The organism is Ktedonobacter racemifer DSM 44963 (genome assembly GCF_000178855.1).
Classification (GTDB): domain Bacteria; phylum Chloroflexota; class Ktedonobacteria; order Ktedonobacterales; family Ktedonobacteraceae; genus Ktedonobacter; species Ktedonobacter racemifer.
Window position 1 is genome coordinate 227,728 of sequence record NZ_ADVG01000004.1, and the last position, 20,122, is coordinate 247,849.

The 20,122-nt window shown below is 54.6% G+C and carries 15 protein-coding genes and 2 pseudogenes; 8 read left to right on the top strand and 9 right to left on the bottom strand.

Going from position 1 to position 20,122, the window contains the following annotated elements; genetic code table 11:
- Nucleotides 1-60: 60 nt before the first annotated feature.
- From KRAC_RS42500 to KRAC_RS77040, 5 genes are all read right to left on the bottom strand, one after another.
- Nucleotides 61-1,380 carry a sensor protein KdpD gene (locus tag KRAC_RS42500; RefSeq protein ID WP_007918070.1) on the bottom strand — a complete coding sequence of 440 codons (1,320 nt, stop codon included), beginning with the start codon at nucleotides 1,378-1,380 and terminating at the stop codon, nucleotides 61-63.
- A gap of 90 nt (nucleotides 1,381-1,470) precedes the next feature.
- Complete coding sequence (gene kdpB / locus KRAC_RS42505) at nucleotides 1,471-3,612, bottom strand: potassium-transporting ATPase subunit KdpB (protein WP_007918071.1); 2,142 nt, start codon at nucleotides 3,610-3,612, stop codon at nucleotides 1,471-1,473.
- 1 nt (nucleotide 3,613) lies between these two features.
- The gene (kdpA, locus tag KRAC_RS42510) at nucleotides 3,614-5,347 is read right to left on the bottom strand and encodes a potassium-transporting ATPase subunit KdpA (protein ID WP_007918072.1); all 1,734 of its coding nucleotides are present in this window, start codon (nucleotides 5,345-5,347) and stop codon (nucleotides 3,614-3,616) included.
- Nucleotides 5,348-5,371: 24 nt separating this feature from the next.
- Nucleotides 5,372-5,467 carry a potassium-transporting ATPase subunit F gene (locus tag KRAC_RS67520; protein ID WP_007918073.1) on the bottom strand — a complete coding sequence of 32 codons (96 nt, stop codon included), beginning with the start codon at nucleotides 5,465-5,467 and terminating at the stop codon, nucleotides 5,372-5,374.
- 573 nt (nucleotides 5,468-6,040) lie between these two features.
- Complete coding sequence (locus tag KRAC_RS77040; RefSeq protein WP_040447019.1) at nucleotides 6,041-6,439, bottom strand: hypothetical protein; 399 nt, start codon at nucleotides 6,437-6,439, stop codon at nucleotides 6,041-6,043.
- Here KRAC_RS77040 and KRAC_RS77045 point away from each other — a divergent pair.
- The 4 genes from KRAC_RS77045 to KRAC_RS80140 all read left to right on the top strand — a co-directional run bounded on the left by KRAC_RS77045 (nucleotide 6,338) and on the right by KRAC_RS80140 (nucleotide 9,659).
- Nucleotides 6,338-6,763 (top strand): transposase, encoded by a 426-nt coding sequence (locus KRAC_RS77045; RefSeq protein ID WP_244422572.1) that lies wholly within the window; start codon nucleotides 6,338-6,340, stop codon nucleotides 6,761-6,763. The two genes, KRAC_RS77040 and KRAC_RS77045, sit on opposite strands and share 102 nt — an antisense overlap.
- Nucleotides 6,750-7,010 carry a hypothetical protein gene (locus tag KRAC_RS77050; protein WP_075164531.1) on the top strand — a complete coding sequence of 87 codons (261 nt, stop codon included), beginning with the start codon at nucleotides 6,750-6,752 and terminating at the stop codon, nucleotides 7,008-7,010. Before KRAC_RS77045 ends, KRAC_RS77050 begins: the two co-directional genes overlap by 14 nt.
- A 666-nt stretch (nucleotides 7,011-7,676) precedes the next feature.
- Nucleotides 7,677-8,765, top strand: a complete 1,089-nt coding sequence (locus KRAC_RS42530; RefSeq protein ID WP_007918076.1) for a hypothetical protein — start codon at nucleotides 7,677-7,679, stop codon at nucleotides 8,763-8,765.
- Nucleotides 8,766-8,984: 219 nt separating this feature from the next.
- Nucleotides 8,985-9,659 (top strand): hypothetical protein, encoded by a 675-nt coding sequence (locus tag KRAC_RS80140; protein ID WP_420795871.1) that lies wholly within the window; start codon nucleotides 8,985-8,987, stop codon nucleotides 9,657-9,659.
- A 199-nt stretch (nucleotides 9,660-9,858) separates the two neighbouring features.
- On the opposite strand, the gene KRAC_RS42540 is transcribed toward KRAC_RS80140, so the two are convergent.
- The 3 genes from KRAC_RS42540 to KRAC_RS42550 form a co-directional block, all read right to left on the bottom strand.
- Nucleotides 9,859-10,041, bottom strand: coding sequence for a hypothetical protein (locus KRAC_RS42540; RefSeq protein ID WP_007918077.1), 183 nt, complete (start codon nucleotides 10,039-10,041; stop codon nucleotides 9,859-9,861).
- A 96-nt stretch (nucleotides 10,042-10,137) separates the two neighbouring features.
- Entirely contained in the window at nucleotides 10,138-10,710 is a 573-nt protein-coding gene (locus KRAC_RS42545; RefSeq protein ID WP_007918078.1) for a dihydrofolate reductase family protein, read from the bottom strand.
- A 472-nt stretch (nucleotides 10,711-11,182) separates the two neighbouring features.
- Nucleotides 11,183-11,560: a hypothetical protein gene (locus KRAC_RS42550; RefSeq protein ID WP_040447023.1), complete on the bottom strand. Its 378-nt coding sequence runs from the start codon at nucleotides 11,558-11,560 to the stop codon at nucleotides 11,183-11,185.
- Between the two features lie 1,226 nt (nucleotides 11,561-12,786).
- Between KRAC_RS42550 and KRAC_RS42555 the strand changes: the two genes are divergently transcribed.
- The 3 genes and pseudogenes from KRAC_RS42555 (at nucleotide 12,787) to KRAC_RS80145 (ending at nucleotide 17,750) form a co-directional block, all read left to right on the top strand.
- Nucleotides 12,787-13,542 (top strand): cytidylate kinase-like family protein, encoded by a 756-nt coding sequence (locus KRAC_RS42555; RefSeq protein ID WP_007918079.1) that lies wholly within the window; start codon nucleotides 12,787-12,789, stop codon nucleotides 13,540-13,542.
- A gap of 12 nt (nucleotides 13,543-13,554) precedes the next feature.
- Nucleotides 13,555-15,303, top strand: coding sequence for an MFS transporter (locus tag KRAC_RS42560; RefSeq protein WP_007918080.1), 1,749 nt, complete (start codon nucleotides 13,555-13,557; stop codon nucleotides 15,301-15,303).
- Nucleotides 15,304-16,420: 1,117 nt separating this feature from the next.
- Nucleotides 16,421-17,750 (top strand): annotated as a pseudogene (locus KRAC_RS80145) (integrase core domain-containing protein).
- A gap of 617 nt (nucleotides 17,751-18,367) precedes the next feature.
- On the opposite strand, the pseudogene KRAC_RS80150 reads toward KRAC_RS80145, so the two are convergent.
- Nucleotides 18,368-19,519: pseudogene (locus KRAC_RS80150) on the bottom strand (IS3 family transposase).
- A 170-nt stretch (nucleotides 19,520-19,689) separates the two neighbouring features.
- On the opposite strand from KRAC_RS80150, the gene KRAC_RS80755 reads away from it, so the two are divergent.
- Nucleotides 19,690-20,004, top strand: coding sequence for a DUF7779 domain-containing protein (locus KRAC_RS80755; RefSeq protein ID WP_007918084.1), 315 nt, complete (start codon nucleotides 19,690-19,692; stop codon nucleotides 20,002-20,004).
- Nucleotides 20,005-20,122 lie beyond the last annotated feature (118 nt).

A 20,122-nucleotide genomic window follows, 5' to 3' on the forward strand; every position in this document is an offset into this window, starting at 1 on the left:
AAGTATAGCCAAAGGTCCCAAACACCATATCTCCGCTTGGGCCAACGTCACATGAGCTGCTCACGCTGGGAACGCATCTTCTCTTCCTGGTGCTGCTCTCTCCCGATTCTGTAGCACGAGGTGGATATCCGTGCCGTCTGAAAGATGCAGCATCCGATTGACCACAGATCCCCAGAGGCGTTCTTCCCACGGACTTCGGGCTGGTTGCCCCAGGACCAGTTGGGTGACGTGTCGCTGTCGGGCCACCTCGATAAGTGCCCCGGCCAGGTCGTCACTGCTGATCCGGATCACCTCTGCACCAAGGTCTTCTGCCAGCCGCGCATGCTCCTCCAGGCGCTTCTGCGCTTCGATGCGGTTTTTACCCGCGTTCGCGCCGTCTTTCAGAAATGTCATCACTGCGCGTTTCCAGGCAGCCGCGCCTTCTGGCTCAATGTGGATGGCCAGCAAATCCCCATCGAGCCCATGTGCCAGCCGCCAGGCGTGGCGAATCACCTGCCGGCTCTGGGGGTGATGGTCAAATCCCACCAGGACACGCTCGGTTGTTGCCCAGGTTTTGTGGATGGCATGATCGGTCATGTAGGCTTCAAGTTGTTCTTCTGTCTTCTGTGCCGTCTGGCGCAACGCCAATTCGCGCAAGGCCATGAGGTTGCCTTCGCGGAAGAAATGGGCCAGGGCGGTTTCGATGCGTTCTGCAGGGTAGATTTCGCCCTGCTGTATGCGCTGCTGGAGCGCGTGGGGCGCGATATCGATCAACTCGACTTCTTCCGCTTCATCCAGGATGCGATCCGGCAGGGTCTCGCGAACTTCGATCCCTGTGATATTCGCCACCAGGTCATTCAGGCTCTCCAGATGCTGGACGTTGACCGTGGTCACCACATCGATGCCTGCTCCAAGGAGATCCTGGACATCCTGATAGCGTTTGGGATGCCTGGAACCAGGAGCATTGGTATGGGCCAGTTCATCAACCAGCGCCACCTGAGGATGACGAGCCAGGAGCGCTGGCGTATCCATCTCCTCCAACGCCAGGTTGCGATAGATGAAGCGTTTGCGCGGAATGACCTCCAGATCGCCGATTTGCACCTGTGTCTGGGCACGTCCATGCGTTTCAACATATCCAACGATCACATCCGTGCCACGTGCCTTGCGACGACGCCCTTCATTGAGCATGGCATAGGTTTTGCCAACCCCCGCCGCGGCCCCGAGATAGATGCGCAGTCGCCCCTGCTGGTGCTCCTGGATCTGGGGCGTTTCCGTTCCAGCACCAGGAGAAACACCCATCTCGCGATCATGCAGGTGATAACGATCCAGCACTTCTTCCGGGGCAAGACGTCCATCTCGCCGCGCTTTCTCTTGTTGTTCGTCAAGATCTCGCTGAGACATACACTTCCTTTCACACTGCATCCAGCACCAGGTATCCTCTCACAAACATTCACCTGTATTCCCTGGTACGCGCTGATGGTTCCCGCTTCCTCACAGGGTCAGGTGGAGCGCCATTAGCACCAGATCAATCAGCTTGATAAAGATGAAGGGGATGAGAATCCCGCCCAAACCATAGATCAGCAGATTCCGGCGTAGCAGCGGCCCGGCACCGATTGGACGATACCTCACACCGCGCAGGGCCAGGGGAACCAGTGCGATGATAATGAGCGCATTGAAAATGACTGCCGAGAGCACGGCGCTATGCGGAGTCGCAAGCCGCATGAGATTCAGAGCATTGAGTTGGGGATAGGTCACAGCGAAAGCTGCCGGGATAATAGCGAAGTATTTGGCAATATCATTGGCAATGCTAAAGGTGGTCAGGGCACCGCGTGTGATCAGAAGCTGCTTCCCAACCTCGACGACCTCAATCAGCTTGGTCGGGTTAGAATCAAGATCGACCATGTTCGCCGCTTCTTTGGCTGCCTGTGTGCCTGTATTCATGGCCACCCCGACGTCTGCCTGCGCGAGTGCAGGGGCATCGTTGGTCCCATCCCCCGTCATCGCGATCAGTCGTCCCCCCAGCTGTTGTTTTTTGATCAGTTGCATCTTCGTCTCAGGTGTGGCCTGGGCGAGAAAGTCATCGACCCCGGCTTCCCTGGCAATCTCGGCAGCGGTGAGTGGGTTATCACCAGTAATCATAATCGTGTGAATTCCCATGCGACGCAGGTGCTCAAAGCGCTCGCGCATTCCTCCCTTGACGATATCCTTGAGTTCAATGATGCCAAGAATCCGTCCGGCGTTGGCGCCATTGGCACTCGACGTGATCTCCGCGACAGCGAGCGGCGTGCTGCCCGCCCTGGCAATCGATTCGACAAGTGGTGTGAGGTCGGGACTGACCGAGACACCATGCTGGCTGACATAGGTAGCTATAGCGTCTGAGGCGCCCTTCCGAATGGCGCGTCCTTTTGCATCACGTCCATTGAGATCGATACCGCTCATCCGCGTTTGTGCTGAGAAAGGAAGAAAGGTCGCCCCTGCGCTCTCTTCCTCATTGAACCCATAGCGGTCTCGCGCCAGTGCCACAATCGAACGCCCCTCCGGCGTTTCATCCGAGAGGCTAGAGAGCAGGGCCGCCAGGGCCAGTTCGCGCTCATCGACCCCCTCTAGGGGGAAGAAACGACTTGCCATACGATTTCCCAGGGTAATGGTGCCGGTCTTATCCAGCAAGAGCACATCCACGTCGCCCGCGGCTTCAACGGCACGACCACTCATGGCCAGTACATTGCGTTGCACCATACGATCCATGCCGGCAATGCCGATGGCCGAGAGCAACCCTCCAATCGTCGTCGGAATAAGGCAGACGAGCAGTGCGATGAGCGTTGTTACTGAGACCGCATTTCCCGAATAGATAGCAAATGGCTCCAGTGAGACAACGACGAGCAGAAAGATAATCGTCAGGCTAGCAAGCAGAATGTTGAGCGCGATTTCGTTGGGAGTTTTCTGACGTTTGGCTCCCTCAACCAGGGCAATCATGCGATCCAGAAAGGTTTCACCCGGATTGGCGGTAATACGCACGATGATCTGGTCGGAGAGGACGTGTGTCCCACCAGTCACGGCGCTGCGGTCCCCGCCGCTTTCCCTGATGACAGGAGAAGACTCACCGGTGATGGCTGATTCGTCGATCGAGGCCACACCCTCGATTACATCGCCATCGCCAGGAACGATATCGCCAGCTTCCACCAGCACCAGATCGCCTTTGCGCAACTCCGGTGCCGCCACGGTCTCGATCCTATCACGCCGTTCGAGACTGGGAAGTCGCTTCGCCATCATTGTCTTGCGTGTACGGCGAAGGACATCGGCCTGTGCCTTGCCACGCCCCTCCGCAATGGCCTCAGCGAAGTTCGCGAAGAGAACCGTAAACCAGAGCCAGACTGAGACCGTGAGCACAAAGGCGGCCTCACGCAGATCGGCTTTCGCCACAGGCTGTATGAAGAGGATGCGTAGGAACTCAATCGTCGTAATGACACTTCCCACCTCGACCACAAACATGACGGGATTCTTGACCTGCCAGCGTGGGTCGAGTTTCTTGCACGAATCGAGCAGCGCACGTCGCAGAATGGGTCCGTGAAAAAGGGGATGACCCGCCTTCGTGCGCGTCTTCCATTGCCGTGTTTCTATCGTCGTGCGGCTCATTCTAAAATGCCTTTCCTGCGAAGAGTAACAAATGCTCTACAATTGGACCCAAAGAGTAGGCAGGGAAGTACGTTAAGGCACCGATAATCAAGACGACGCTCACGAGCAAGAGCACAAAGAGTGGCCCAGTGGTAGGGAAGGTCCCCAATCCTGCCGGCACGACCTTTTTCCTGACCAGGGAGCCTGCCAATGCCATTACTGGAATCACGAAGGCGAAGCGCCCGATCAGCATGGCCATGCCAAGCGTCCAGTTATAAAAAGGCGTGTTGGCACTCAACCCCGCGAATGCGGAGCCATTGTTGCCATTGGCAGAGGTATAGGCATAGAGGATCTCGGAGAGGCCATGCGGACCAGGATTCAGAATGGAACTGGTTCCCGTGGGAAGGACGGAGGCGACCGCCGAAAAGCCAAGAATGGAGGCGGGAAGGAGAAGGATCGCAAGTGCGGCCATCTTCATCTCCTTCTGCTCGATCTTCTTCCCCAGATATTCGGGGGTACGACCAACCATGAGTCCTGCAATAAAGACGGCCAGGATCGCGAAAATCAGGATGCCGTAGAGCCCGGAGCCAACGCCGCCAAAAATGACCTCACCGAGCGCGATGTTCGTCAGGGGCACAAGTCCACCAAGAGGCGTATAACTATCAAGAAAACTGTTCACCGCGCCGCACGAGGCATCGGTCGTGATCACCGCAAAGAGAGCAGACTGGGTTATACCAAAGCGGACCTCTTTCCCCTCCATGTTGCCACCTGCCTGATTGCCTGTCACCGTCTGGTTGACGCCAAATTTTGTCAACTGTGGATTGCCTGCCTGCTCGGCAGGAAGCGCGACCGTGATGCCGATGAGAAAGAGAACCAGCATGGCGGCGAAAATGGCCCAGCCTTGTTTCTGATTGTTTGCCATTTTGCCAAACATGAAGGTCAGTCCGGCACCGATAGAGAAGATAGCCAGCATTTCAAGCAAATTGGTGAATCCATTAGGATTCTCAAATGGATGGGCCGAGTTGGCGTTGAAGAATCCTCCACCATTGGTGCCGAACTCTTTGATAAACTCCTGGGATGCCACTGGCCCCTGGGCAATTGTTTGTGTTGTCCCTTCGAGGGTATGAACCACCGTGTAGGGGTTGAAATTCTGTATGACCCCTTGTGAGACGAGCACCAGCGCACCGATGATGCACATAGGCAAGAGCAGGTAGAGCACACACCGCGTCAGGTCGACCCAAAAGTTGCCCAGGTGGTGGGCGCTACGACGCGTCAGGCCCCGTACAAAGGCCACGGCCAGAGAGATCCCAGTTGCGGCAGAGACAAAGTTGTGGAAGGCCAGACCCGCCATCTGGGTGAGATAGCTCATCGTCTGCTCACCGGCATAGGCCTGCCAGTTCGTGTTCGTGGTGAAGCTTACCGCTGTGTTGAAGGCCAGTTGCGGCTCGACCGCCCCCAAGCCTTGAGGATTAAGTGGTAGCCACTGTTGTGTTCGTTGGAGGAGATAGAGGAACAACAAGCCAGTCAGGCTAAAGAGAAGCATCGAGACGATATAGCCTAACCAGTTTTGCTCCTCCTGTTCATGGACTCCGCTGAGACGATAGAAGAAGCGCTCAACGGGAGCAACCACCGGGGAGAGCCAGGTTCGCTTGCCATTGAAGATCGCATAGAGATACAGACCCATCGGCTTTGTAATAAGGAGGAGCAGTATGATATACAGGAAGACCTGCATGACACTATTGAGCGTAACAGGCATGGCCTTCGTTTCTCCCTTCCGAGGCTAGAATTTCTCCGGTGCGAGAAGCGCGATCAGCAGATAGAGAAGAACGCCAAACGCTACGAGACCAACGAGAATATACTCAATTGGCGTATTCATACCAACTCCTTTCCCTCCTCTTTCCAGGAAGAGACGAGAAGCGAAGCATCGCTTCTGAAAGCCTATGTACCAGGAACCAGTTTTGGCCTCCTCTTACGCATCACAAGCTGTCACAATTTGTCACACCCGAGAGCGAATCCAATAAGGATGGCAAAACAAGTAATGGTAATGAATACGATGAGGATATCAAGCATACATATCCTCCTTCCCCAAGGGCTGGATGATAGCGTGAACTGGACGGTTTTAGGATGGTAGGAACTCCTCGTCTATCATCTCTCATTTCACTATATCCAAAATATGTAAAAATGTTCTATGTAAAATAAGCCAAGAAATCAATAACTACTCAAGGTTCTACGTACTCAATCTCAGTGGTCTTCGATCCCATTGTAAACAAGATGCTCCAGAATACAAGGTCAGTGAGAGGGAGTCATCCCCACTTTGGGGTCCTTTCGCTTCACCCATCGATAGTCTTGCTGGGCAGCGGTTTTCGTACGTGGTGGTCGTGTTTCCTCAGGAACAGGCATACTCAGGTAACGAAGCTGATGGCGAAGGCATACATGCCGCCTTCTAGCCTCATATTGAGGCACACTGGGAATGCTTGTGTTGAAGCAGCGCCTGAATGATGGCATCCATTTCCTGCCGCGCCCCGGGCCACTGCAGGAGGTGCAGGTCGACTTCAAGGACGCTTCCACCGTGTGTCCCGATCCAAGCGAACCCGGCAGCAAGCAGCAGCATGTGGTGGAGATCTGCAATGCCGTGGATGCTGGCACCTCGATCTGGCTCGATGCTCAGGTCCATGCGGACTTTCACGCCGAAACCGCACTGCAGGCCGTCATCAACTCCCTCTTCACCTACGGCTGCCCTCCCATGATGACCTTTGACCATGATCCGAGATGGGTCGGGAGCCGCAGCGGGTGCGATTTTCCCTCTGCGCTGTGCCGCTTTTTGCGGTGCGTGGGAGTCGAGCCGCATCTGTGCCCTCCTCATCAACCGCAGAAAAACGCGTTTGTGGAGCGGCTGCATCGCAGCCTCAAAGAGGAGTGTCTACTGGTCCATCGTCCCGGCACCCTGCAAGAGGTGTGCACGGTCACGGCGCAGTATCAGCACCAATTACAACCAAGAGCGCCCGCACCAGGGGGTCTCCTGCCGCAATCAGCCTCCGCGTGTGGCCTTCCCGACGCTCCCCACCTTGCCGCCCTTGCCAGATCCGGTCGATCCGGACGCTTGGCTCGATGCGTTGCATGGACATGCCCTGGCACGCAAGATTGGTTCGGATGGCTACGTGACGGTGGATAGAGAGGCCTACTACATCTCGCGAGCTCTCTGCGGGCAACATGTGACGCTGCTGCTCAACGCCCCCGAGCGGGTCCTGGACGTCTGGCTAGGGAACCAGACCATCAAGCAGTTGCCGCTCAAAGGCCTGATCGGGCATCCACTTCCCCTCTCGCGCTACATCCAACTGATGCTCGATCAGGCGCGCTCAGAAGAGCGACAGTTGCGTTTCCGTCGGCAGCGACTGGTCCAGCACACGTTATGGGCCTAGGTGCCGCGAGGGTACGGGGGAGAACGAGAGAGCAAGCCGCTGGCGGATCAGCAATCGTCAGCGCGTGAGGAGGCTTTCCTGTATCCTGGTCAGGGATCTGCTGATGGTGAGCATCCTGCTCGTGGTTCCACTTTTCTCCTCTGCCCGGAGAAGCAGGCCTCTTCCTCTCGCCAAAAACGGTTCGGCTTGGTCGTCCCCCATTCCCTTGCTCTGGATGAGTTGGACTCGATGAGGGGGGGCCCGTGCCGGTCTCGATGACGCAAATTCATACACTGGGTCCTGAACCGACAGGTAGAAAGATCGGCTTCAATGAAACAGCTCGGTATACTAGAGATGGGAATGAGACACGCTCTTGGCACACCTTGGGAGAGGAAAGACACTCCTGTTCCGCCAAGGTCGGCCCTCGGTTTCACGCTAGTAACCTCATATCTGAACAAGAGCGCGAGCAGCAGCAGCGATGCCGCATGAGCAAGGCACGCTTGCACCTTTTCGCCCACACGACAACCACGAGTATTGCTCAGAGGAAGGGATGCTTCACATCTTCTTCCTTGTCCACTGGGATCGCTGGCGCGCCTGCATATGGAGTTCACAGAGAGCGCAAACGGTATCGAGACACGCACACACCTGTCTCAAAACCATCTATTTTCATGAAAGTAGGAACACACAATGAAACCACTGGTCGGTTATGAATGGCCCCAAGGGGGAACCAAGCAAGTCGCCTATATGAGCCAGGATCACCATATTCATGAGTTTTATGTGGGGATCGAAGGGGAGTGGCAGCATGCCAACCTGATGACACAGGCAGGTGCCCCTATCGCGAAAAGCCGCTTCTTCGTCGGCTTTGCCTGGCCTGAAGAGGGGACCAAGCAGGTGGCCTATCTTGGGCCTGGGAATCATATTCATGAACTGCGGGTGAGCGTGGGGGGAACCTGGCAGCATACCAACCTCAGCCTGATCACAGGCGCTCCTCCAGCCATCCAGGTCTGCGCAGGCTATAGTTGGGCAGAGGGCAGGTCCAAGCAAATCGTGTTTGTGGGCGATGATACTCACATTCACGAACTCTGTCAGGAAGCAGGAAAAGCCTGGCGGCATGTCGACCTGACGGATCTGACGAGTGCACCGTTGCCTGCAAACAACAGAATGGTTGGTTATGACTGGTCGGCAGGCCGCAGTAAGCAGGTAGCCTATGTGGGGCAGGATGGACATATTCATGAATTGTGTCTGGTCAGTGGGGGTATGTGGCACCACACTGACCTGAGTGCCCAGACCAACGCTCCACGTGCCGTGGAGGTGAAGGTGGGCTTCGAGTGGCCTGAAGGTCAATGCAAACAAATCGCCTTTGTCAGCGAGGACGGGCATATTCACGAACTGCATCAGTCGGTTGTCAATCCGTGGACCCACACCGATTTGCACACGATGCTCCAGGCCCCGCTCGCAACGAATGTCATCACGGGATATGCCTGGCCACAAGGACAATCAAAGCAGATAGCCTATGTTGGTCAAGATGGGCACATTCATGAGCTTGCTGTTGCCGCTGGTGGAGGATGGCAGTATACGGATCTGACCACGCAAACCAATGCGCCGATCACGCCTATTACCACCATGGATGGCTATGCCTGGTCCGCTGGCCAATCCAAGCAAGTCGCCTATGTCGGCGATGATGGAGAGATTCGCGAACTCTGGATGCCTCGCGCAGGTTCCTGGGAGTATGCCAACCTCAGTATGAAGGTGATCGCTATTCCCGCACGCTTTTAACGCGGCGCTGGTCTGAGAGGGCAATTCGAGCGTGCATACACGCTCGAATTGCCCTCTCAGGGAGGGTTCTTCTCCCAAAGACACCAGTATCGGTCAGCGTCTCCAATCCCTCTCATCTTTCCGCTTGTATTTTCCTCAGGAGCTTGCCGATGGAGGTGGATGCCAGAGGTGCTTGCGGCGGTTGAAAGAGACAAGCCGATGCTAGACAGACCCACTTCTATGTGCCTATGCGGCCATAGCACTCTCTGTGGGCAGAAGAGGATTATTGTGACTGCGACCGGCTTTCAAAAATTCCAGCGACATCGGCTCCACCTGCTCACAGGAAACCTGCTTCAGGAAGGCCCATCTCGTATCCTATACGACGTTCATGCTGGGAAAACAGGGCTCGTCTGCGCAAATAGCGTCCGTCGAGCACGATGCATACACAAAAGATTGCGACGGCGTGGGTTGACATCCAAGCAGGTCATCTTGATTTATAGCCGCTATATGCTCAAGCACCGAATGGAGCTAGAAGCAGAAATCCATCGAAGCTGCGGAGTAGGAGTCAGCATCGAGCCGTGTGTCCTAGTGGTCACACAGGTCGTAGAGGTCAGCCTAAACATCGATTTAGACACGATTTACACCGATCCTGCTCCGTTAGAAGCGTTACTCCAACGGTTTTGGTCGCGTCAATCGCACTTGTCAGAAAGGGATCTGTCCAGTGCATCCCAAGGGATGCGCAACAAGTTACAAGCAATGAGGCAGCAATCCCCCCAATACGTGATCTCAAACAGAGCAATCAATCTGGGGGAAGAGATGATGAGAAAGTGCCAAGTCGTTCCAATTCTTGGCGAATGGAGTGAGCAAGCGACGCCATTGGTAAAAAGCGCGAAGGTTGAGCAGGTTTCGGCGTGAATCGTAAGCAATCGGCGCGAAGAGTGAGCAACTCAACTATTGCTGTTTGGAAACATGGCTCTGGAAGCGGTTTACGACACTCGATGGTTGTAAATTCACGAACGAAAATGCTCGCGCATGCTCAAATTATGGACGGAAGTAACCAGCCTTCAGCGCCATCTGTCCGAACCTTCATGGTAAATAGGCCGAAGGTTCGGACTCATTTCGCAGGAGACTCGTGGGTTTCCTTGACAGCCTCTTGTGATCCGCCCTCGTCTTCCTCCTTACGACTTTGTCCATCAATAACAGGTATTGCGTCGCGGCGAAGCGTAAGCTGTTCGGCGGTGGCTTCGAGACGCTTGCGGAGGAGAGTGGCACGCTGCCAATCGATTTCCCTCTGCATTGGCTCCCGCTCGGTGGACCACGCTCAAGATGCCTCTCTGTTTGAGATGAACAAAAAGATACACGTCTCCGCCTTCAAGGCGAAGGCGCCTGACCCCTAGGCAGGCTGGTAATACAACACAACGACACCGGAGGGGTGCGTCTTGCTGCCCACCAGCTTCAGGTTGACACGCTGCTCGATATTGGCGAAGAGGGGCTTGCCGGCGCCAAGCACAAACGGATGAACGAGGAGCTGGTATTCGTCGATCAGGCCCAGATTGGTGAGCGCCTGGACGATACTGGCGCTGCCGTAGATGATGATGTCCTTGCCCGGCTCCTGCTTCAGCTTCTCGATCTCTGCTGGCGAGATCTCTCTCTCAACCGTCGAGTTGTTCCAGTCGGCCTGCTCCAGCGTCTTTGAAAAGACAATTTTGCGCATGGCGTTCAGTTTCTTTGCGTAGGCGACCTCGTTCGGATCGGCTCCTGGTCGGTCAGGGACGTAAGGCCAGGAACCGGCGAAGCTGTCGTAGGTGGTGTGGCCCAGGAGAAGGGTGTCGGCTGCGCTGACAAAATCGTCTTCGTATTTGCCCATTGCAGCATCGTAGATGGCTCCGATCCAGTCCATTTCGCCCTTTGGTCCGGCAATATAGCCATCGAGAGTGACCCACATCGTCATTTTCAGTTTTCTCATGATCTTGCTCCTTCATCATTTCGTATCTTCATGGTCCTTGCAATTTGCAATCGATGTTAGTATCCTCTTCCAAATGACGCTTTTGAAAGCGGAAAATGCAGACAGGGAGGGCCAAAAGAGCTATTCTTCCCTCTCCGGAGGAGAAAGAGGCTGAAAGTTCGGACGCAAATGCTGGATGGAGTACCCCTTGTTCGAACTTTCAGCCCAATTTGTTATCATTGAGTCTGATTTGTCCGAAACTTCAGCCTATTTACCACTTCAACCATGTTTCTCGGTTGGCTGAAGGAGCACAACAAGGAAAAGCAGCCGACTTCGCATCCGAATTTACAAATTCTGCACGCAATCATCCGCCTCTGGCGCGGTTTCTCTTGTTACCAATGGTTGAGCTGCTCAACCTTCGTGCCGATTGCTCACTCTACACCTTAAAACCTGCTAGCTCTTCGGTTCTTACACACTCTCGGTGATAAGCTCATCAATAGAAGTGCAGAAGTTCTGAATCTGAGCTTGAAAAAGGGGAGAAGCCAAACAAATAAACACATCCTTCACCGAGAGTGTGTAAGAACCGCTCTTCGTGCTTTTTACCAGCCATTTCTTCGTCTGGAATGGCGAGCACCCCTCTGGAGAGGTCAAGAGCTGCGGTTTGCTGTTGGCCTATCAGTGTATTTCTGATCAAAAGAGTGAAGTAGGCGGCCAGCGCGTTACCTCTCGGCACGTTTCCAACCGCCCCTTCCCGAACCAACCATGCACCTTTCAATGCAGTTAGCTCTCCAGAATTCTTATGTCCTTTCTGTACAAAGTCTCCTGACCCATCCGGGTCAACTTCGCCGTCTGGGACGAGTTCCTGCGGCACTTCACCCTGTATGTGGACTTCCCACACCCCTGAGCGGGTCGTGACTTCCGCGATTACTATTGCCGCTCCGTGACCTTGCCGCTCTCGCGGTTTAGGCCATCCCCAAGTTACCAGTGATCGTCGCTCCGTCCGTAGGTACCCTTTACGTCATTTCCTGTTCCTTACAGGCTGGCTCCGATGCAGGCTGTATGGGCGTGTCGTACCTTTCGTCCATACCATCGGATGCGGGCAATAACACCGTCCCGCAGGAGAGGCAATTTCCGCCATGACTGGGGTTTAAACAATCAGTCTTCACCATAGACGGCCTTGCTGCCTGGTCCTCTGGCTCCTGGTGCTAGAGCTTCAACCGGCTTTGTTCCACCATGCTACTGTCCCCTTGAGCCTTTCGGTCAAAAGTAAGGCGTTGCGTTACTCACTTCGCCTGAGTGAGGTTGCGATTGCTCGCAACAGACGATCAGAAGCCTCTTTGGGCGCACTACGACGTGCCATAGAACTACGCATGAGCTCTGTATGGAATGGCTCTAGAGGCTCTTATGTGCATCTTGAGAACCTTCACATCGCCACTGAGTTTTGCATCGCAATCAGAAACATTTACAGCAGAAAATGGCATTTGAGAGCCAAGAATACCTGCTGGACATGCAGAAAGGAAGAGCAGGAGCAAGATCATCCTCAGCTCTATGGCACGTCGTATCTTTTGATCAGAAATACACTGATAGGCCAGCCCGGCCCCAGCACAACCGACTCACTCCTTTTCCTTCGTCTTTTTTCGCGCGCGAGGGATCGGAGCTGGTTCTGCTTGCCCTCCTCATTCGAGCAACAGCGATGTTTACAAATAACAGTGGCTGATGCTTCTTTACATGCATCAGCCGCTGCTCCTCCGAAACTGTCAATGCTTCGGCTTCTTCGAGGGGCTGTCGTTTTTCGTCCGGCGCTGCCTTTTCCCTCGGCTTTTCTCTCTTTTACCTCTTCCTTTTCCCAAAAATCTGGGATGACTGATGTTTCTTATTGCATGTCGCCGCAGGCGACATGCGTGGGAGGCGGAAAAATCTATACCTGAAAGGGCCTCTTGCCCTCATCCGCTATGCTCGTAGCAGTCGTTGCATTTGTGAAATTCTCAACAATAGCGGCGCTGGGTACCGCCAGCACCTGGCGAGCTGATCGCCTTAACGCACTGAGCGAGATGGAGCCGGATCGACCAGCCAGACATCGAAATTGAGGAGATGCATATGATGAGTGAGCGTAACGATCACCAACTTGAGCAGATGTGTGCAGTCACTATCTCGCGCGAATACGGCAGCGGCGGGGGTGAGATCGCGAAGCGTTTGGCGACGCGGCTGGGATGGCAATTGATCGATCACGATATTGTCTGGCGAGTCGCACGAGAAATGAACGTGAGCGAAGGAGAATCTAGGGCACTCGATGAGCAGACGGAGAGCTTGCTCGTACGTATCTTGAATGCGATGCAGGGGGTCGATGCGCCGTTCATGGCGGCCACGTCCTCTTTGGATAGCATAGCCGTAAGCCCCCGAGCATATCGCGAGGCGCTGACGAAAGTCGTTGACGCTGCCGCGGCGAGAGGCCACGTCGTCATTGTGGGGCGAGCGTCTCAGGTACTCCTGGCAGCACGGCGTGATGTGCTCCATGCACGCGTGGTTGCCTCGCTGGAGACGCGTGTCACGTATGTCATGAACCGCGAAGGTCTGGGCAGAGAGCAGGCTATTGAACGCATCCAGCGCAAAGAGCATGACCGCATGCATTATTTGCAATCCGAGTTTAAGCAGCATCCTGATAACGCGCACCTGTACGATCTCGTCGTGAATACCGACGTGCTCGCCTTGAACAGCATCGTCAGTCTGCTGTGCGACGCTCTGCGATACAAAGCCGCGCAACTCTCGACACCGGCAGACGCTTTGGGGCCGGGGGCGGGCCTGCCACAGTATCCGGGCCAACCGGGAGACTTCCCTCTACCTGAGCCACACTAGTTGAGGATGAAAATGAAAGACCATACGACGGTACGAATGCTGGAACCCGGCGGAGGTAGGACATCGCGTGCTGCGAGAAAGAGAGGAGGAGAAGGGGGACCGCGCTACAAATGGGTCGTCTTATCGAATACCACGCTGGGTATGTTGATGGCTACCATCAATTCCAGTATCCTGCTCATCTCGCTTCCGGCCATCTTTAGTGGCATCGGCATCAATCCGCTAGCCCCCGGCGAGACGAACTACTTTCTCTGGTTACTGCAGGGATATCTGGTTGTGACCGCCACCTTGCTCGTCACATTCGGACGCATTTCGGATATCTTCGGGCGCGTCAAGCTCTATAACCTTGGCTTTGCTATCTTCACTCTTGGCAGCCTGCTGCTCTTCCTGGCACCGGGCTCGGGCAATACCGCCGCCCTGGAGCTCATCATCTTCCGCCTGATTCAAGGCGTTGGCGGCGGCTTCCTTTTCGCCAACAGCACAGCCCTGCTGACCGACGCCTTCCCGGTGCACCAGCGCGGCTTCGCCATGGGCATCAACCAGATTGCCGCCATACTCGGCTCCATCATCGGACTGATCCTAGGCGGTGTGCTCTCCGCCATCAACTGGCGCTTTGTCTTCCTGGTCAGCGTGCCGTTTGGCGCTTCCGGCACCATCTGGGCTTTTCTCATGCTGCGCGAGACCGTCACCAACCGCGGCCATCACAAGATTGACTGGCTGGGCAACCTTACCTTCGCGGCGGGCCTCACCATCCTGCTGGTGGGCATCACCTACGGCACCGAACCGTACGGCAGTTCGTCAACGGGATGGAGCAACCCTTTCGTCATCGGCAGTCTCGTCGGTGGTGTCGTCTTGCTGGTGCTCTTCGTCTGGATAGAATTGCGCGTCAGCGAGCCGATGTTCCGGTTGGACCTCTTCAAGATACGCATGTTTGCCGCGGGCAACGTCAGTGGCTTTCTCGCGAGCGTCGGGCGCGGCGGCCTGCAATTCATGCTCGTCATCTGGCTCCAGGGTATCTGGTTGCCATTGCACGGCTACGCCTTTGAAGTCACGCCTTTGTGGTCAGGCATCTATATATTGCCCTTGATGGGCGGCTTCATCGTTATAGCTCCACTCAGCGGCTGGCTATCCGATCGCTTCGGAGCCAGGATGTTTTCGACTACGGGGATGCTCATTCAGGCCGTGGGTTTCCTCGGCCTGACGTTCCTGCCGGCGAACTTCGATTACGCCTGGTTTGCACTGGTGCTCGTCATGCTAGGCGTTGGGCAGGGTATGTTTGCCGCACCCAACACCATCGCGATCATGAATAGCGTGCCGACGCCACACCGCGGTGTGGCGTCGGGCATTCGCGCCACCTTCCAGAACGCCGCCATCGTCATGAGCATCGGCGTCTTCTTCAGCATCATCACCGCTGGTCTGGCTTCTACACTGTCTGCCGCCCTCTTGCGTGGCCTGGTCCAGGAGAACGTGCCACTCTCCATCGCAACCACCATTTCGCATCTCCCTCCCACGTCTGCTCTGTTTGCCGCCTTCCTGGGCTATAACCCGATGGCCACGTTGCTACCAGCTTCGGTGTTGCATCACCTGCCGCCGCCCAACCAGGCCGCTCTGCTCAGCAAGAGCTTCTTCCCGAACCTGATCTCGTCACCGTTCATGGTCGGCCTGCATGCCGTCTTCTACCTTTCGACTATGTTCTGTCTGATTGCTGCCTTCGCCTCGCTCTTGCGCGGCCAGCGCTACATTCACGAGAGCACCTCTGCTTAATTGTGGGTTGACTGAATGAATCGTGAGTTCCTCCCACTTAATGCGTCTCATCGAACAAAGCGAACTCTTGCTCCTCAAAGAGCACGTGCTTTTGGAGTTTCGCCTGTTCCAGGTGCTTCTCTTGGGGATCACCAGGTTGGATAGTGTTGCAAAAAATTTTGAGCGGAGAAAATGGAGCAGGCAATTACAGCACAAGAATCATTACTGCAGAGAAAATTCGCATATTCTGCGCCTTTTACTGGTAAGATGTGCCCATATGTACTTCAATTTGCTGGGCTTTAATTTTTTGCAACACTACCTCTCAGGAGACAAAGAGGAAAAGCTCAAAAGAAGCCGATCCATCTCACATTGTATGAATTTACGTCATCGAGACTGGCAAGGGGCACCCCCATCGAGACCGGCTGAGCTGCGATTCCTTGTTCAGTTCCTCCCCTCTTCTCCTGGGCGCGCTTGTGCGCTAGAGTGAGAGGACAGAGAGACTGTTTGTGAGCCAGGAAGGCTCATTTCTACGAAGGAGTCCGTCAATGGAAGCTCAATGGATTGCCGATCGGGCTGCCCTGCGCACCTGGCCGCTCGTCACCCGACCTGGGGTCCCACGCAATTCGCCCGTCTGCTTGGCTACTCACGCAGCTAGGTCAAGAAGTGGCTCAAACGCTTGCGAAAAGCCCCACCCATGGTTTGGAGGTCCTGTGTTCCCACTCGCGAGCGCGACATACACCTCCTCCTGCCTACGATCCCAGCGTCGTGCAGCGCATCATAGACATTCGTGTGCAGCCCCCCGAGGGCTTGCAGCGTACCCCTGGGCCACTGTACTACTTACACCGTGATCCTGATCTGCGACGAGAAGGTGCCCGCCTGCCCCGTTCCCCACGAACCATTTGGCGGCTCTTGCATCAAACGGGGCTGCTTGTGGAGCAGGTGGTAAATAAGGTGACGAGTGATCAGGTTTTAGGGCGAAGAGTGATCAATCGGTGTATGACTTTGCGTCATCGTCACTTCAGCGCGGTAGCGACTTCGTGTCCATCTCATCCAGGAGGGGGAAGAGAGAGAACGTGGAGGAAAGGGGTAGAATCAGCACAGAAACTGGTTTCGAGACCCCTCATCTTGGAGGAAGAAAATGATGGAAGAAGAATGGATGCGTGATCGCGCTCGCTTGCGCGATGTGCTGATGCGCTTCCCCGATTGGAGGGTGCAGGACTACGCCCAGGCCGTCGGACGGTCGATCAGTTGGGTCAAGAAATGGCGCAAACGCTTGCGGGAGGCTGATCCCCATGATGTCCACGTCCTCTTGTCCCGCTCACGTGCCCATCACGCTCCGTATCCGTCCTGGGACCCACGTGTGGAGGAGCGCATCGTCGAGATGCGCCAGACTCCTCCAGAGCATCTTCATCGCGTACCAGGACCACGCGCTTTGTTATACTATCTGCAGCGTGATCCAGAGTTGCAAGCCTTGCACGTGCTTTTGCCGCGCTCAACGCGCACTGTGTGGAAGATGTTGCACAAACACGGTTGCATCCTGGAGCACTCCACACCCAAGAAGCAGCCTCTGGAGTCAAGAGCGCCGCTCGAAGAGATCCAGATGGACTTTAAAGATGTCAGCACCGTTCTCGTCAATGAACATCAGGAGGGCAAGCGGCAACATGTGGTCGAGGTGTGCAATGCGGGTCGATGCTGGCACTTCGGTGCTGCTTTGCGCTCAAGCCCGGGAAGATTTCCATGCGCAAACCGCGATGCAAACTGTCATCGGCTTCTTGCGTGAGCATGGTCGACCGCCGATGATGTCCTTTGACCGTGATCCCAGATGGGTGGGAAGCAGCAGCGGACGGGATTTTCCCTCTGCCCTGCGTCGCTTGCTGCTCTGTCTGAGTATCCAGCCCAAGGTGTGCCCGCCTCACCGACCAGACAAAAATGCGTTTGTCGAGCGGTATCACAAGAGCTACGAGCAAGAGTGTCTGCACGTCCAACGCCCCGGCACCTTGCAAGAGGTTCGAGAGGTCACTGAAGCCTTTCTCCAGCATTACAATTGGGAAAGGCCACACCAGGGGTGCGCTTGTCGCAACGTTCCGCCACGGGTGGCCTTCCCAACGTTGCCGACGTTGCCCGCGCTTCCGCAGATGGTGGACCCCGATGCCTGGCTTCAAGCCATCGAGGGACAGATCTTCGTTCGTAAAGTGGGAGCAGATGGGTGTGTGAACGTGGATCTGGCCCCCTACTACATCAGTCAGCAGGTCGCAGGGCAATACATGGCCTTACAGGTGGTGGCGAGCGAGCGAACATTTCTGGTCTGGCATGGCCCCAACATGCTCAAAACAGTGCCCATCAAACATCTCTACGGGCAACAGATACCCTTGGAAGACTATTTCGCCCTCATGATCCAGGAAGCCCTGGCTGAGGAGCGTCGCCTCTCGGCCAGCCAGCGCCATTTTCGGCAACTGGCGCTCTGGTGAAGCGAAGCTTGGGCGACGAACACCACAGACTCCTTCCCCCAATCTGTTCAGCTCTGCGGCTGAACGGCTGGGATGGTCTGTCCAACTGCATCTCTTCCGCACCACTCCCACCCACTCCCACCCACTTCTACTCCCTCTCAACCTCAACCATCCACACTCTTTTTTCCGCTTTTCATGAGCAGGGACATATCATGTTCAGGTTTGTTGCTTCTCTTCCCTGATGTGGTTTCGATGAGGCTACTTGGTTGAGGAAACGATGACGCAAAGTCATACACTTCAGCGCGGTAGCGACTTCGTGTCCATCTCATCCAGGAGAGGGAAGAGAGAACGTGGAGGAAAGGGGTAGAATCAGCACAGAAACTAGTTTCGAGACTCCTGGTTCTGTCAGAACTCGGAAGATAATTTGGCATGGAGACCACTTACGGGGTATGCTTGTGAAAAGCCAATATATGATGAGGAGTGATCTATGAATTGCCCACACTGTGAGCTTGCCCCGTTTTCGTAGAGTCTCTAGAGGTTTGAGGTGAGGAGAGTGAAAAATGTTTTGACGCAACGTGACGTTAACGTTTTTATTATAGTATAAAAATTGTACTACGTCAAACGTTACGTTATGTTTTTTAATTCCCCGTCCGCTCATAATTCAGTGGACTTACGTATCCGAGTGTAGAATGCCGACGAACACGATTATAATAGACTTCCATGTAGGTAAAGAGTGCTAATCGCGCTTCATCATGTGATGAATAAATGCGTTCCCCTACACATTCATCTTTTAAGGTTCCAAAGAAACTCTCCATCGCGGCATTGTCCCAACAATTTCCTTTACGTGACATACTTGACTGTATTCCAGCTTGTTCTAAACACGCCTGATACGCTCTTGAAGTGTACTGACTTCCTCTATCACTGTGATGCAGCAACCCCGCTTTAGGGCGACGGCGGGCAAGGGCAAGGTTAGCGTGCCTGTTCTATTAATCTCTCATCGCAATTGCTCGACATCGACCATCCCACAACCATTCGTGAATACAGATCTAAAATGACCGCGAGATAGAGCCATCCTTGTCGAGTTGGGATATACGTGATATCCGTCACCCATTTTTTGTTTGGCGCTTCAGCACGAAATTCCCGATTTAAAAGGTTGGGAGCGACTGGATGAGCCATATCTCTTTTTGTGGTCACTACTCGACGCCGTTTACGTCTGGCAGAAAGGTTCTTCTGCCGCATGAGCCTGGCGATCCGTTTGCGTGAGCAGGTGATCCCTTCGTCACGCAGCTCTCTCAAAATGCGTGGGCTTCCATATCGTCCTTGATGAGTTACAAACACCTGCCGTATCTTCTGCGTTAAATGAGCATCTTCTCGTTCGCGCAGGCAGGCTGAACGTTTGCGCCAGGCATACAAGCCGCTTTCCGAGATTCCGAGCACATCGCACATGATAACAATGGAGAATTCATGCTTGTGCTGTTCAATAAATTGATGTTTCATTTGGATTCCCGTGAGAAGATGCTCACTGCTTTTTTTAGTATGTCACGCTCCTGCTGGAGTCTTTCGACTTCGCGTTTCAAGCGACGATTTTCTTCCTCAAGCGTGGTTTGATGCCCTTTGCCTGGAAATGCTTCTTTCCCATGTTCTGCTAATTCCTTGCGCCACCCATGAATCGCGCTGTCGGAGATACCCAGCTCGCGCGCTATTTGTGCAATCGGCTTGCCTGATGTTTGCGCCAGCCGCACGGCTTCCTCTTTGAATTCTTTTGTGTAGACCTTTTGGCTCTTTCCCATTGATAAGCCCCTTTCTGATCTGCTTCGAGTATATCTCAGCTTTAGGGACTCTTTCAAATCGGGGCAATCTCACCATACGATTGCTTGATCGTCGTGGTAGATCGGCAGGGGGACATCCACTGCCCGTTACTACTGCATTCCTGCATGCACAAGAGAATGTTGAGCGAGAGATGAACATGGCTGCTGATATATTGCGCGTGCTGGCTGTTATGCAGACAGTGGACATTCCTGAGTTTTTTTTCCTTGCAGGAGCAAGACATCTAGGGGCCGAGCTTGAGGCTCTCATAACTGAACCATATCTGCTTGATCTTGCTGTTGGAGTTCTCCGTCGCCTCTCACTAGTGCAGCGTCATACGGAGAAACAAATGCTGGCGTTTCATCCTCTCTTGCAGCGTGTACTCTCTGAGCATATGAGTGACCGAGAGCGAGCAATGTGGAAAAGCCGAGTGACAGCCGCATCCGCTGCCATAAAATCGCCTCTATAGGGCAAAAACAATGCATCTTTTGTTTGAAGTGATTTTATTAGGTAGGAGATTTCCCCTATGTCAGCTTCATTCAGTAGCCACAGTTACAATTTTCCTTACAAATGGACTGTCGCCATAG